We start from the raw sequence: 13,590 nt of genomic DNA, 5'->3' as shown, positions 1-13,590 counted from the left end.
CTAGGTAGGTTCAGGTAACGGCCGCGGGACGCCAGGGTGCGGCGAAGCCGAAGCTTCCGGCCACGTTCAAGCCCCCGGCCGCTGTGAGAAGTTGCCTGCGATTCAGGCCAGGTCGTCCCATTCCCCGCCCCAGCTGTCCAGAGTTTGCTCGGCCCCTCGCAGATCGTTCGGCATTTCGACAAGTGCTCGTAACTTCGAACGGGACCGTAGATTCCAAGCGCTTCCGCGTCAATGGTTTGGACACAAGCTCATAGGGTCGTTCTGGCTTGAACCACACACGTCGGATCGCATGACGCGAACACATCCAGGCGCGTACGCTCGTGACCGGCCACACACCGGCGGGAAAGGGGAGGCGATGGGCAACGCGGGCGCGCGCGAGCGGCTGGCACGCCTGGCCCCCCTGACGGCATGGCTGCGCCGCTCCCGGTCGGGCTCGGAGATGCGGTTGCTGGCCCGCGGCCTGGCCGCCGCCGTCCGCACCCGGCCCGAGACGCCGGAGGGGGTACGGCAGTTGTGCCGGGCCCTGTGCGAGGCGATGAGCGCGCGGCGCGGCGGACGCCCGGTGGAGCTGCGCTTCGAACGCTTCCCGGACGAGCTCGACGTCACCGGCCTGTGGGTGGAGTTCGCCGACTTCGATCTGGTGATCGTGGAGGAGCGCGCCGAGTCCGTGCAGCAACTGGTGATCCTGGGCCATGAGCTGTGGCATCTGCACGCCGGGCACCGGCACCACCACCTGGCCGGCGACGCGGCGGCCCGTGCCCTCGCCGACGAGCCCGGCTGGCGGGAGGCGGCGCTCACGGTGGCCGCCCGCAACGGCTCCCGCGAGGCCGACGAGGCCGAGGCGGACGACTTCGGCCACCGTCTGGCCACCCTGTTCCGCGGCCGGCTCACCGGCACCGCCGGCACCCGCCCTGCCCCGCCGGACGCCGTCCAGCGGGTCCTCGGCTACCGCGGACGTGAGCGAGCGAGTGAGCCGAAGGGGCGCGCCCCGGAGGCGAACCGAGCGCCTGGAGATGAGGACGCCGCGCGGTGAGTCAGCCGGCGTTCGACCCCTCGGGATTCCTCAGCGAGTTCTACATCTCCTTCTGGATCCCCACCGCCGTGCTCACCGCCGCGCTGGTGATCAAGCTGCCCACGATCATCCGGCTGTGGCGGGACCCGCTGCTGCGCTCGGTCGGCGGGCTGCTGCTGCTCGCCTGCGCCGTGTTCGTGTTCTGCACACCGTCCACGATCCACCGCGTCAACCGGCTGACCGGGGTGCCCAACATCTCGGCGCCCTGGTGCTACTCGCTGATCACCGCGATGTCCGCGGCCGGCCTGCTGCTGATCGTGACCTGGCGCAACGGCCTGTCCGATCGCTCGGCCGCCACCCGGCGGGCGGTGCGCCGGGTGGTCTCGGTGTACGCCGGGGTGATCGTGGCGCTGTGGGTGCTGTTCCTGCTCGCCGACGCGCCGGTGGAGCGGGTACGGGACCTCGACACGTACTACGCCGGTACGCCGTTCATGCGCGAGGAGATCCTGCTGTACCTCTTCGCGCACGCCGCCGCCTGCCTGATCTCCTCCCGGCTGATCTGGAACTGGGCGCACTCCGCGGGGCTGGACGCGTGGCTGCGCTGGGGGCTGCGGCTGCTGGGCGCCGGGTACGGGCTCAACCTGGTCTTCAGCGGGGCCAAGCTGACGGCCGTCGGCGCGCGCTGGACCGGGCACGATCTGGACTGGCTGAGCACGGATCTCGCGCCGCCGGTCGCCGCCGTCACCGCGATCCTCGTCGCGACCGGCTTCATCCTCCCGCACGCCGGCCAGTACCTCCACGACCGCTGGCTCGTCCGCCTCGCGCACCGCGAACTCCGCCCGCTCTACCGGCTGATGCGCACCGCGAGCGGCGACAGCGTCCCCTTCATGCTCCGCGCCACACCGGAACTGCGCCTGACCCGCCGTGAGACGTTCGTCCGGGACGTCCTGCTTCCGCTGGCCCGCCACCTCGATGCCGACCTGGACCGCAGGGCGTACGACGCCGCGCTCGCCCTCGGGCATCCCCCGGAGCGAGCGCGGGCGTTGGCGTCGGCGGTGGCCGTCCTGGACGCGATCGACAGCAAGCGCCGCACCCCGGACCCGGCCGAGCCGGCCACGGGCACCGACCCCACGAGCCTGCTCCGCGACATCGCCCCGATCTCGCGAGCCCTGCGCAGGCCGGAGGAGATCGAGGCGGTGCGGACGGGGGCGGGGGCGCGGATCAGCCCTGGAACGCCGGTTGGGGCAGGCCCCGACCCACGTCCGGAATGACCAGGAGCGAACCCGACAGGGGGGCCGGGGACTCCAGGCCGACCCGGGCTGTCGTGACGTACAGGTCGGTCAGAGCGGCGCCCCCGAAGGCGCACGCTGTCGTACGCGGAGCCGGCAGGGTGATCACCCGGTCCAGGCGGCCGTCCGGCGTGTACCGCCGCACCGCTCCCCCGTCCCACAGCGCCACCCACACACAGCCCTCCGCGTCGACCGTCAGGCCGTCCGGATAGCCCGCGCCCTCCTCGATCTCCACCAGCGGGCGGCGGCCGGTCGCGCGCCCGCCGTCGTAGTCGAAGACGTCGACGCGGCGGGTCGGGGTGTCCACGTAGTACATCAGGCGGCCGTCCGGGCTCCAGCCCGTGCCGTTGCTGACGGTGACGTCGGGGAGGATCGTCTCCGCCGTACCGTCGCCGGTCAGCCGGCTCAGCGTGCCGCCGCCCGCCGCCTCGTCGTACCGCATCGTGCCCGCCCACAGCGACCCGTCCGGTGCCACCGCGGCGTCGTTCGCGCGGCGCCCCGGGACCGGCTCGTGGTGCAGCCAGCGGAAGCTGTCGTCGGGGTCCAGCAGGGCCACGCCGTCCCGGAGGTTCAGCACCAGACCGCCGCCCGCTCGCGGCTTGGCCGCGCCCACGTGCTGCTCCGTCGTGCGCGTCGTACGGCGGCCCGTGACCGGGTCGTAGGTGTGCAGGCGCATGCCCAGGATGTCCAGCCAGAGGAGGCGGCCCGTCGCCGGGTCCCACGTGGGGCCTTCGCCGAGGGTCGCCTCCGCCCGCACCGCGACCTCGTACCCGGCGCTCATTCCGCGCTCCGGTGGCCCAGCCGCTCGGACAGGTCCGCCGCGCCCTTCGCCGCCAGCTGCTCCAGCTCCGCCCGGCGCTCGTCGCTCCAGCGGATCATCGGCACGGAGATGGACAGGGCGGCGACCACCTGGCCGGTGCGGTCGCGCACCGGGGCCGCCACGCAGCTCACGTCCGGGTTGGACTCGCGGTTCTCCACCGCGAGCCCCCGCTGCCGGATCTCCGCCAGCGCCTCGCGCAGCGCGGCCGGGTCGGTGATGCTGTTCGGCGTCATCGCGGCCAGCTCGGCGTCGTCCGGGATCCGCGCCGTCAGCTCGTGCTGCGGCAGCGAGGCCAGCAGCATCTTGCCGACCGACGTGCAGTGGGCCGGCAGCCGTCGGCCGGCGGCGGACACCATGCGCACCGCGTGCGTGGAGTCGACCTTGGCGATGTAGATGACGTCGGTGCCCTCCAGGATCGCCACATGCACCGTCTCGTCGCAGGTCTCGGCGACCGAGCGGGCCACCTGCTGCCCCTCGGCGGCGAGATCGAGGTGCTCGGCGTAACGGCTGCCGAGCTGGTACGGGCGTACACCGAGCCGGTAGCGTCCGGGCTGTCCCTGAACGGGCACGATGTACGAGCGTGCGGCGAGCGTGGTGACCAGCTCGTGCACGGTGGTGCGCGGCAGCTGGAGCTTGCGCACGATGTCGGGGGCGGAGAGCGTCCCGTCTCCGTCGAGGAACAGCTCCAGAATGTCCAGAGCCCGGGTCACGGCAGGCACGAGGCGTCCCACGTCCGGCCCCCTCCCTTGGGTCTAAGCGCCCGGTCGACATCCCTCAGTTGTTCGAGATATCAACAGGCGATCGGCATGACGAACACAGGCTAATCACGGGGAGGTGTACGGGCAATGGTCCGGAGCACGCCGGGCACCATGAAGGGCATGTACGTCGACTTCCAGCTGGTGCTGCTGCGCCGCATGGCCGACCACAATCCGGATCTGGTCGAGGACGCGCGCCGGCGGCTCGGGGCGTCCCTCGCGGACATGCGGGAGGCCAACAAGCGGTGGCAGGCGATGGTCCGCTCCCCCCGCTCCCGCTCCGCCGCCGCCCGGTATCGCTCCGTCCTCGGCGAGCCCGAGTCGGTGCTCCCCCGCCGCCTCGGCGACGTCGACTGCGAAGCCCGCCGCTGGGCCCTGCCCCTCTGGCCCGACCTGCGCTTCGAGGCGCTGGTCGGGCCGGACGGGGCGGTGTGGAACGAGTGGCTGGTACGCGCCCCGGGCGCCCCCGCGCCCACGCTGGAGACCCTGGACGACCTCGCCCCCTGGTCCTGCACGGTGGACGAGGCCGCCCGCGCCTTCGCCCCGGCCCGCCCGCTGGAGGGCACGGCCCCCACCCGCTGGGGACTCGCCTTCACCGCGCCGGACCGGGAGGGCGTACGGCACGAGGTGGTCGCCGAGTTCACGTGGGGGCTGCTCCAGCGGACGGCAATCGCAGGCAGGTAGCTCAGTCGTCGAAGCCCGTCGCCCGGGTCCGCTTCTCCCAGGCCGTGACGTCCTCCCGTACCTGGTCGAGGTGGGCGAGGACCGCGCTCACCCCGTCGTCGCCGAGCGGCAGCCGCAGCGGGGTCCGCTCCGCCTCCAGCGCGGCCAGGATGAGGGCGGCGGCCTTGGCGGGGTCGCCGGGCTGGCCGCCGTGACCGCCGGCCACGGCCGCCCGCGTCTCGCCGACCTTCGCGTACACCCCGCTGTCGTCGCTGCTCCCGGCCCGGCCGGCCTGGAACAGCGAGGTCCGGAACGCGCCCGGCTCCACGATCAGCACCTTGATCCCGTACTCCGCGACCTCGTCCGCGAGCGCCTCGGAGATGCCCTCCAGGGCGAACTTCGTCCCGCTGTACGCGCCGAAGCCCGCGAAGGACATCTGGCCGCCCATGCTGCTCAACTGCACGATCGCGCCCGAGCGCCGCTCCCGCATGTGCGGCAGCACCGCCCGCACGAGCGCCGTGGGACCGAAGACATGCAGGTCGAACAGCTCGCGCAGCTCCTGCTCCGTGGTCTCCTCGACCGCGCCCACATGCGTACGGCCCGCGTTGTTGACCAGCACGTCGATCCGGCCGTACCGGGCCACGACGTCCCGCACGGCCTCCTCGATCGCGGCGGTGTCGGTCACGTCCAGCCGGAGCGCCTCCACCTGGTCGGGATGAGCGGCCACCAGATCCTCCAGGGCCTCCGGGCGCCGGGCCGCGCCGACCACCACATCGCCGGCGGCGACGGCCGCCTCGGTGATCTCCCGCCCGAAGCCACTGGTCGCCCCGGTCACCAGCCACACCTTGTTCATCGCAACTCCCCGCGGTTCCTGGTTTCCTGACACGAACCACCCTGCCGCGCCGTGCCGTTGCCCGTCCAAGACCCTTGGTGATAACCAACGGCTATGACGATCGACGTCCATGCCCGCGATCTGCGCTACTTCGTCGCGGTCGCCGAGGAGCTGCACTTCACGCGCGCGGCCGAGAAGCTCTACGTCTCACAGCCCGCGCTGAGCAAGCAGATCCGGGCGCTGGAGCGGCAGTTGGGGGCGGAGCTGTTCCGGCGCGACCGGCACGGGGTGGCGCCGACGGCGGCGGGCGAGGCATTGCTGCCCCACGCACGGAACGTACTGTCGGCATGGGAGGCGGGCGCGGCGGCCGTGGAGGCGGCCAAGGCGGCCCAGCGCAGCACGCTCGTGGTGGGCATGAGCACCAGTCCGGGCCGGGGTGGGCTGCTGCCGGCCGTCCGCTCCCGCTTCACCGCCGCACACCCCGAGGTCACGGTCCGGCTGCGGCAGCTGACCTGGGACGATCCGACGGCGGGCCTGGCGGACGGCGAGACGGACGTCGCCTTCGTCTGGCTGCCGCTGCCGGACGAGGAGCGCTACGACTGGACGGTGGTCGCCGAGGAGCCCCGCCTGCTGGCCCTCCCGGAGACGCACCCGCTGGCCGCCCGCCCGGAGCTGGACTTCACGGACGTCCTGGACGAGCCGTTTCTGGCCCTCCCGGCGAGCGCGGGCCGGCTGCGGGACCACTGGCTCGCTCTGGACGCCCGCGCCGGCCGGCCGCCCCGGATCGGCGCGGAGATCGCCGGGGCGGAGGAGACGTACGAGGCGCTGGTCGCGGGTCTCGGGGTCTGCCTGGTGGCCGAGGGCAACGCCCCGCTGATCACCCTGGGCGGGGTCGTCACCCGTCCGGTCCGGGGCATCGGCCCCAGCCGCTATGTGCTGGCCTGGCGGCGGGACGACGAGCACCGGCCGCTGGTGCGGGCGTATGCGGAGGCGTGCCGGCAGACGGTCAGCCGGTGACGCCTTCGCCGGCGGCCACCAGGACCGCCTTCACCACGTGTTCCAGTGACCCGGGATGCAGCCACAGGAACAGATTCGGCTCCACCAGTTCCAGCTCCATCAGCCGGGGCGTCCCGTCCTCTCCGTCCACGAGGTCCACGCGCGCGTACAGCAGCTCGGGCGCGCCGGGTACGGCCGCCAACGCCCGTTCCGCGACGGCGAGTTCGTCCGCCGTCGGCTGCCAGCGCGTCAGGTCGGGATGGGCCACCTTCTCCGCGTCGTACGGCGTGCCCGGCGCGAGGACGGCGCCCTTGCGGCTGGCGTGCAGCAGCCGGCCGCCGAAGAACTGGAGCGCCCGTTCCCCGCTGACCTCGATGCCCCGCACGTACGGCTGCACCATCGCCGTGAAACCCTCGGCGTGCATCCGTGCGAGCTGCCGTACGGCGGTGTCGTGCTCGCCGGGCGTGTACCGGGCGGCGAACCGCGCCCCCGCGCCCGAGGTCGGCTTGATCACGTACTCGTGCCCGTCGGGCAGCTCGGCGGCCTCACCGGGCGCTATGTAGGACGTGGGCACGGTGGGCACACCGGCCGCCGCCAGCTCTCCCAGGTACCGCTTGTCCATGCTCCACCGGACCACGTCCGCCGGATTGGCGAGCCGGGTCACCCGCCCGACCCGCTCCACCCAGTCCGCGAACTCGGCGGCCCGCCAGCTGTAGTCCCACGTGGACCGTATGAGGACCAGGTCGTACCCGCCCCAGTCGGCCCACGGGTCGTCCCAGTACTGGGCCTCGGCCTCGATCCCGCGCTCCAGCAGCGCCCGCACCAGCACCGGCAGATCGTCGTCCCGGTGCGGCTCGGCCCCGGGGTCGTAGGTGGCGAGTGCGATGCGGGGCACGGCGGGACTCCCTGTCGTGACGACGGTTCGGTCCCGGTGAGGCTAACAACCCTGGCCATCCGGTACCTAGGGTAGGAAAGGTGCCGACAGTAAGGAGTGCTCCGCGTGTCCTCCCTCTTTCCCGCCCTGGCGGACGGTCCGGGCGAGCGGGGCGTCGCCCTGCGGTTCGGTGAGCGGTCTTTGACGTACGGCGCTCTCGCGGGGGCCGCCGGTGCGCTCGCCGGGCGGGTGCGCGGAGCCGGCCGGGTCGCCGTGTGGGCCACCCCGGAGCTGGAGACCGCCGTCGCCGTGACGGGCGTGCTGCTCGCCGGGGCGGCCGCCGTGCCGCTGAACCCGAGGTCGGGCGAGAAGGAGCTCGCGCACATCGTCTCCGACAGCGCGCCCACGCTGGTACTGGCCGCGCCGGGTGCCGAACTCCCGGCCGGGCTCGGTCACTTGACCCGGATCGATGTGGACGCGTCCGCCACCGGGACCGCCCCCGACACCGAGGTCGCCGACGCGGACCCCGCCCTGATCGTCTACACCTCCGGCACCACCGGCCCGCCCAAGGGCGCCGTCCTGTCCCGCCGGGCCCTCGCGACCACGCTCGACGCCCTCGCCGACGCCTGGCAGTGGACCGAGGACGATGTGCTGGTGCACGGGCTGCCCCTGTTCCATGTGCACGGGCTCGTGCTGGGCATCCTCGGCCCGCTGCGGCGCGGCGGTGGCGTCCGGCACCTGGGGCGGTTCAGCACCGAGGGGGTCGCCCGGGAGCTGACCGCCGGCGCGACCATGCTGTTCGGCGTGCCGACGATGTACCACCGCATCGCCGAGGCCCTGCCCGACGACCCCGAGCTGGCCAAGGCGCTCGGCCGGGCCCGGCTGCTGGTGTCGGGCTCGGCCGCGCTGCCCGTGCACGACCACGAGCGGATCGCGGCGGCGACCGGGCGCCGGGTCATCGAGCGGTACGGCATGACCGAGACCCTCATGAACACCAGCGTCCGGGCCGACGGCGAGGCCAGGGCCGGCACCGTCGGCGTGCCGCTGCCCGGCGTCGAGCTGCGGCTCGTGGAGGAGGACGGGACGCCGATCGCCGCATACGACGGGGAGAGCGTCGGCGAGATCCAGGTGCGCGGCCCGAACCTGTTCACCGAGTACCTGAACCGGCCCGACGCCACCGCCGCCGCCTTCACCGCCGACGGCTGGTTCCGGACCGGTGACATGGCCGTGCGCGAGAGCGACGGGTACGTGCGGATCGTGGGGCGCAAGGCCACCGATCTGATCAAGAGCGGCGGGTACAAGATCGGGGCCGGCGAGATCGAGAACGCGCTGCTGGAGCATCCAGGGGTGCGGGAGGCCGCCGTCACCGGCGAGCCGGACGCCGACCTGGGCGAGCGGATCGTGGCCTGGATCGTCCCGGCCGACCCCGAAACCCCGCCCGCCGCCGAGGAGTTGGCCGATCACGTGGCCCACCGCCTGGCCCCGCACAAGCGCCCCCGCGTGGTCCGCTACCTGGACGCCCTCCCCCGCAACGACATGGGCAAGATCATGAAGCGCGCGCTGGTGGCCGATGCCTGAGCGCCGCTCGGCGCGCGCGATCCTGACCCTGGTCACGGACCCCGGCAGCTTCTCCGATGCGTGGCGTCGGCGGCCTTACCGGCCATCGTGGTCCTGGCGAGGAACCTCGGACGGAAGCCCTCGACCGCGATGGCCGCTCCGCGTCCGACTGGTCCTGTGATCAGCCACGCCTCCTCCCCTGCGGTCGCGGCATCCCGAGACATCGTCAGGTGCCTTCGGCCAGAATGGAAGCGGCCGCACATCACCGACACGGGGGCGATGAACTCATGGGCAGACTGGTGGAGTTCACCACGGAGGACGGCATCGCGGTCGTTGTCGAGAGCGTCGAGAGCGGCGGCGGGGCGCGTCCCGTCGGCCGTGGTGACGGTCCGGTGGCGCAGGCGTCCCGCACCTTCGAAGGCGCCCTGGACGGTGTACGCGCGGCGGCCCAGTCCGCGCTGCGGGTGTTCCGCGACGGCACTCTGCGGCCCGACTCGGTGGAGCTGGAGTTCGGCGTGAAGCTGACCGCGGAGGCCGGCGCGATCATCGCCAAGGGGGCGGCCGAGGGGCAGTTGGTGGTGCGGCTGGGGTGGTCGAAGCAGCCTGCGGCCGCCGCCGAGCCGGCCGCGGAGGCGAGCGTTCCGGAGCCCGTGTCCAGCTCATGAGAGGCGCTCCCTGGCAGGCGGTCGCTGCTGTACGCCGAACGCGAGGCCGCCCGCGCCGCCGGGGTGCCGTTCGTCCACGTGGACGGCGAGGGCCACCGGCCGCCCGGTTCGCTGACGAGCCTCGGCCTTTTACCTCTCCTGCGCGCCGCACAGAGCCTGTGACGCGCCAGACGCCGGGAAGAACCCCCATTCAGCGGCACCCCACCCGGCCCCCTCCAGCAGGCGCCCGCCCTCGCCGCCCGCACAGGATGCAGTGTGAGAGGCCCGCCAACCGGCCGGGCGCCCCAAGGCCCGTGCACCCGGGAGGTTCCCCGTGACCGTCAGTCTGGAGCAGTTGCGTCGCTGCCACTTCGCCGTCGACCTGGGCGCGGCCCGCACCCGCGTCTACGTGAAGGGCGCCGGTCTCGTCGTCGACCAGCCCTCGGCCGCCGCCATAAACACCCGTACCGGGGCGCTGATCGCCGTCGGCGAGCTCGCGGAGAAGATGACGGGCCGCACGCCGAGCTACATCAGAGTCGTACGGCCCATCGCCGGGGGCACGGTCGTCGACATCGAGATGGCCCAGCGCATGCTGCGCCAACTGCTCGGCGACAAGATGCGCCGGACGCTGCGCCGCAACCTCCGGCTGCGCGCGGCGGCCTGCACCCCGCACGACGCCGACCCGCTGGCCCAGCGGGCGACCATCGAGACGCTGGTCGGGCTGGGGGCGCGCAAGGTCGAGCTGGTGGACACGCTGATCGCCGCCGCCGTGGGGTGCGGGCTGCCGGTCGAACGCCCCGAGGCCACCATGATCATGGTGTGCGGGGCGGCGGCCACCCAGGTCGCGGTCCTCTCCCTCGGCTCGATCGTCACCGCCGAGCGGATCCCGGTGGGCGGCGAGGCCGTGGACCACGCGATCGTGCAGCACCTGCGGCACGAGCACGAGCTGATGCTCCCCAGCCAGTCGGTACGGCCGCTGCAACTGGCGCTGTCCGGCAACGGGCTGACCTCGCAGGGTCCGGCCCGGACCGAGATCCACGGGCGGGACGTGGCCACCGGGCTCGCGCGCAGCGTCCAGGTCGACACCGCGGCCGTACGGGACGCGATCCAGACCCCGCTGACCGCCGTCCTGGACGGCATCGGCATGGTGCTGCGCTCCTGCCCGCCCGACCTGGTGGCCGACCTCGCCGACCGCGGGATCATGATGGTCGGCGGCTCGGCGCTGCTGCCCGGCTTCGACCAGATGCTCCGGCAGGCCACCGGGATGCCGGTGCACATCGCCGAGCGGCCCGACATCTGCGCCGCCCAGGGCCTCGGCGAAATGCTGGAGGGCCGGATCGAACCGCTGATGCTGAACCCGCTGGCAGCCTGAGCCACGTACTCCCCCGGTACGACCGGCGTGGTGAGCCCCGGTCATCGTTCCCTGGCCCCGGCCACCAGCACCACGGCGACCGCCCCCACCCCCGCCAGCAGATACCCGGCCCCGCTGAGGGATCCCAACGTGCCCAGCACCGCGACCCCCAGCGCCGACCCGGCCTGCCGGATGCCGTTGAGCGCGCCCTGGCTGGTCGCCGCGTACTCGGGCGGTGCCGCGACGGCGACCGCGGCGGCGGCACCGGGAATGGAGAGCGTGCCGGCCGCGGCGAGCGCCAGCTCGGCGGTGACGATCAGCGGCAGCGACGGCCGGCCCATCGCACAGGCGAGCAGCACACCGGCGACGACGGTGGCGGTCATGCCGGTCAGCAGGACGGGACGGGGGCCGTGGCGGGCCACGAGCCGCCCGGTGAAGAACGGCATCACGCACACCGGGAAGGCCAGCGGCAGCGAGGCCAGTCCGGCGCGCAGGGGGGTCAGGTCGTAGGTGCGCTGGAGCCACAGGGCGAGCAGGTACATGCCGCCGAAGTAGGCGAAGCAGGACACCGCGGCGGCGACCATCGCGGACCGTACCCGCGGCAGGGCGAGCAGCGCGGGCGGCAGCACGGGGGCGGCGGCCCGGCGCTCCACGACGGCCACGGCGGCGAAGCAGGCGAGCGCGGCGGCGAGCGGCAGCAGGGCGACGGCCGCTGCCCAGCCCTCGGTCCCGGCCTCGACCAGCCCGAAGGTGAGCAGGCCCAGTCCGGCGGTGGACAGCGCGAGTCCCGGCCGGTCCAGGGCGCGGGCGGCCCGTACGGGCGGCGCGGGCAGCCGGCGGGCGAGGAGCAGCGCGCCGAGGGCGAGGGGCGGGTTGACGAGGAACACCAGCCGCCAGCCGCCGAGTTCGACCAGCGCGCCGCCGAGCACGGGTCCGGCGGCGGCCCCGAGCCCGGCGACCGCGGACCAGGAGCCGATGGCGCGGGTACGGCGGGCGGGGTCGGGATACAGATGGATGAGCAGCGCCAGGGAGGCGGGCACCAGCCCGGCCCCCGCGGCCCCGAGCAGCGCCCGCCCGGCGATCAGCGCACCCGCACCGGGCGCGAGCGCACAGGCCACGGACAGCGCGGCGAACAGCCCGAGCGCCAGGGCGTACACGCGCCGCGCACCCCACCGGTCGGCGAACACCCCGCCGGCCAGCAGCAGCCCGGCGAAGACGACGGTGTAGGCGTCCACGGTCCAGGGCAGCGCGGCGGCACCGGGCCGCAGCGAGGTCTGGATGTCGGGCACGGCGACATTGAGGATCGTGGTGTCCAGCAGGACGAGCAGATTCCCGGTGGCGATCCCGGCGAAGGCGAGCCGGGAGGCGGGGCGGACGGCGGTGTCGGCCGGCGCGGACGGCCGGCATGCGGAGTCGACTGTGGTCATGCGGGCAGCGTGGCCCGGGGGCGGGCGGCCCGGCGACGCCGTAGGTTCGATGGGGGCATCGGAAAGTCCGATGGACCGGTCGAGGAAGCCCGCACCCGGTCGAGGAAGCCCGCGCCCGGTCGAGGAAGCCCGCGCCCGGAGGACGACAAGCCCCCCACGGCGCCCACGGCTTACCCTTCCCTGCGTGGACTCCCGCTACCTCCGAGCCTTCGTAGCCGTCGCAGACAACGGCGGCATCTCCGCCGCGGCCCACGCCCTGGGCTACGCCCAGTCCAGCGTGAGTGCCCAACTCAAGCGTCTGGAAGCCGACTTGGGCGTGAGTGTACTGGTGCGGGCGGGTACCGGCGCGGTGCTCACGGAGGCCGGTGCGCGGCTGCTGCCGTACGCGCGGGAGTCGCTGGAGCTGGAGGAGCGGATGCGGCGGGCGGCCCGCGGTGACCGGACCCGGCTCAGGATCGGCGCGCAGGAGTCGCTGGCCCATGCGTGGATGCCGGAGGTGCTGGCGGCGCTGGAGTACGGCGCGGGCGGCCCGGACTCCGGCGCGGACATCGAGCTGACGGTGGCGCCGCGCGAGGCGCTGGAACGGGCCTTCGGCGCGGGTGAGTTGGACCTGGTCTTCGAGTACGACAACGGCAGCCGCGCGGCCGGCCCGAGCGCGGTCGTCGGCCATGACCGGACCCTGCTGGTGACGGCGCCCGGCCATCCGCTGGCCCACGAGGACAGGGTGACGCCCGACCAGCTCCTGCGCTACGACTTCCTGGTGGCCGAGCGCGGCTGCACCTCGGAGATGCTGGTGGACCGGTTCGGCCGGGACATGCTGGCGGGCGCTCAGCAGACCCTGCTCCAGGGCTCGATGGCGGCTCTGCTGCGCCTGCTCGGCCACGGGCACGACATCACCGTGCTGCCGCAGCTGACGGTCGCGCGGGAGCTGGGGGAAGGCGAGCTGGTCGAGCTGCGGCCGGCCGAGCCGCTCCGCCCGGTGAGCATCGTCGCCCGGTGGCATCCCCGCCTGGGCCCGGCCGAGCGCACCGTACACGCCCTGCTCGCCCTGGCCCGCCGCGCGGACCCGCTCCCGGAAGCGACCCAGGCGGCACAGGCGACCCAGGAGGCACACAGGGCCCGCACGGCCCACGCATCCTGAGTCCCCGCCTCGGATCAGGCCGGGTCAGTACGGCAGGATCCGCCCGGACGGGGTCCTGCGGTCGATCTCCTGCTCGCGACGCGGAGCGGCGGGACGCCGGCTGACACGCACCCGGATACGACGGTCCATGACGCCCTCCTCAATCCGTACGACCAGTCCGTACGACCCGGCAGCCGATGCCGGTAGGAGGTGCGTGCCCATGACACGGGCGCTTCAAGCGTGAACCGGC

13 protein-coding genes are annotated in these 13,590 nt (G+C 73.8%); 8 read left to right on the top strand and 5 right to left on the bottom strand.

All coding sequences use genetic code 11. The features are described from left to right. Positions 1-355 precede the first annotated feature (355 nt). Together LE548_RS12915 and LE548_RS12910 are read left to right on the top strand one after the other, a co-directional pair. Positions 356-1,033 (top strand): toxin-antitoxin system, toxin component family protein, encoded by a 678-nt coding sequence (locus LE548_RS12915; RefSeq protein ID WP_225096928.1) that lies wholly within the window; start codon positions 356-358, stop codon positions 1,031-1,033. Next, on the top strand, positions 1,030-2,283 hold the full coding sequence (locus tag LE548_RS12910) for an MAB_1171c family putative transporter (RefSeq protein ID WP_225096927.1): 1,254 nt from the start codon (positions 1,030-1,032) through the stop codon (positions 2,281-2,283). Before LE548_RS12915 ends, LE548_RS12910 begins: the two co-directional genes overlap by 4 nt. Here the strand turns inward: LE548_RS12910 and LE548_RS12905 are convergent. Beyond that, a complete protein-coding gene (locus LE548_RS12905; protein ID WP_225096926.1) occupies positions 2,234-3,082 on the bottom strand; it encodes an SMP-30/gluconolactonase/LRE family protein in 849 nt (282 codons plus the stop codon). The two genes, LE548_RS12910 and LE548_RS12905, sit on opposite strands and share 50 nt — an antisense overlap. Then, positions 3,079-3,852, bottom strand: coding sequence for an IclR family transcriptional regulator (locus LE548_RS12900; RefSeq protein WP_225096925.1), 774 nt, complete (start codon positions 3,850-3,852; stop codon positions 3,079-3,081). Before LE548_RS12900 ends, LE548_RS12905 begins: the two co-directional genes overlap by 4 nt. Before the next feature lie 114 nt (positions 3,853-3,966). On the opposite strand from LE548_RS12900, the gene LE548_RS12895 reads away from it, so the two are divergent. Further along, positions 3,967-4,560 (top strand): hypothetical protein, encoded by a 594-nt coding sequence (locus LE548_RS12895; protein ID WP_225096924.1) that lies wholly within the window; start codon positions 3,967-3,969, stop codon positions 4,558-4,560. A 1-nt stretch (position 4,561) separates the two neighbouring features. On the opposite strand, the gene LE548_RS12890 is transcribed toward LE548_RS12895, so the two are convergent. Beyond that, complete coding sequence (locus LE548_RS12890) at positions 4,562-5,392, bottom strand: oxidoreductase (protein ID WP_225096923.1); 831 nt, start codon at positions 5,390-5,392, stop codon at positions 4,562-4,564. A gap of 93 nt (positions 5,393-5,485) precedes the next feature. Here LE548_RS12890 and LE548_RS12885 point away from each other — a divergent pair, with 93 nt between their 5' ends. Next, entirely contained in the window at positions 5,486-6,388 is a 903-nt protein-coding gene (locus LE548_RS12885) for a LysR family transcriptional regulator (RefSeq protein WP_225096922.1), read from the top strand. On the opposite strand, the gene LE548_RS12880 is transcribed toward LE548_RS12885, so the two are convergent. Then, positions 6,378-7,262: a RimK family alpha-L-glutamate ligase gene (locus LE548_RS12880; protein ID WP_225096921.1), complete on the bottom strand. Its 885-nt coding sequence runs from the start codon at positions 7,260-7,262 to the stop codon at positions 6,378-6,380. The genes LE548_RS12885 and LE548_RS12880 overlap by 11 nt on opposite strands. Positions 7,263-7,367: 105 nt before the next feature. On the opposite strand from LE548_RS12880, the gene LE548_RS12875 reads away from it, so the two are divergent. The 3 genes from LE548_RS12875 (at position 7,368) to LE548_RS12865 (ending at position 10,814) form a co-directional block, all read left to right on the top strand. Next, positions 7,368-8,819, top strand: coding sequence for an acyl-CoA synthetase (locus LE548_RS12875; protein ID WP_225096920.1), 1,452 nt, complete (start codon positions 7,368-7,370; stop codon positions 8,817-8,819). A gap of 266 nt (positions 8,820-9,085) precedes the next feature. Continuing rightward, positions 9,086-9,463: a CU044_2847 family protein gene (locus LE548_RS12870; protein ID WP_225096919.1), complete on the top strand. Its 378-nt coding sequence runs from the start codon at positions 9,086-9,088 to the stop codon at positions 9,461-9,463. 313 nt (positions 9,464-9,776) lie between these two features. Further along, positions 9,777-10,814: a rod shape-determining protein gene (locus LE548_RS12865; RefSeq protein WP_225096918.1), complete on the top strand. Its 1,038-nt coding sequence runs from the start codon at positions 9,777-9,779 to the stop codon at positions 10,812-10,814. Between the two features lie 41 nt (positions 10,815-10,855). Here the strand turns inward: LE548_RS12865 and LE548_RS12860 are convergent, their stop codons facing one another. Beyond that, positions 10,856-12,220 (bottom strand): MFS transporter, encoded by a 1,365-nt coding sequence (locus LE548_RS12860; protein WP_225096917.1) that lies wholly within the window; start codon positions 12,218-12,220, stop codon positions 10,856-10,858. A gap of 184 nt (positions 12,221-12,404) precedes the next feature. Between LE548_RS12860 and LE548_RS12855 the strand changes: the two genes are divergently transcribed. After that, complete coding sequence (locus LE548_RS12855) at positions 12,405-13,361, top strand: LysR family transcriptional regulator (protein WP_225096916.1); 957 nt, start codon at positions 12,405-12,407, stop codon at positions 13,359-13,361. Positions 13,362-13,590 lie beyond the last annotated feature (229 nt).

The organism is Streptomyces sp. CoH27, assembly GCF_020181035.1.
Lineage (GTDB): Bacteria > Actinomycetota > Actinomycetes > Streptomycetales > Streptomycetaceae > Streptomyces > Streptomyces camelliae.
This window is presented reverse-complemented; position numbering and strand designations above follow the sequence as displayed.

What these genes read in the sequence shown, in the direction of transcription:
- LE548_RS12915 (WP_225096928.1), top strand. Translation starts at nt 356, where the DNA reads ATGGGCAACGCGGGCGCGCGCGAGCGGCTGGCACGCCTGGCCCCCCTG.
- LE548_RS12905 (WP_225096926.1), bottom strand. Translation starts at nt 3,082, where the DNA reads ATGAGCGCCGGGTACGAGGTCGCGGTGCGGGCGGAGGCGACCCTCGGC.
- LE548_RS12895 (WP_225096924.1), top strand. Translation starts at nt 3,967, where the DNA reads ATGGTCCGGAGCACGCCGGGCACCATGAAGGGCATGTACGTCGACTTC.
- LE548_RS12890 (WP_225096923.1), bottom strand. Translation starts at nt 5,392, where the DNA reads ATGAACAAGGTGTGGCTGGTGACCGGGGCGACCAGTGGCTTCGGGCGG.
- LE548_RS12885 (WP_225096922.1), top strand. Translation starts at nt 5,486, where the DNA reads ATGACGATCGACGTCCATGCCCGCGATCTGCGCTACTTCGTCGCGGTC.
- LE548_RS12870 (WP_225096919.1), top strand. Translation starts at nt 9,086, where the DNA reads ATGGGCAGACTGGTGGAGTTCACCACGGAGGACGGCATCGCGGTCGTT.
- LE548_RS12860 (WP_225096917.1), bottom strand. Translation starts at nt 12,220, where the DNA reads ATGACCACAGTCGACTCCGCATGCCGGCCGTCCGCGCCGGCCGACACC.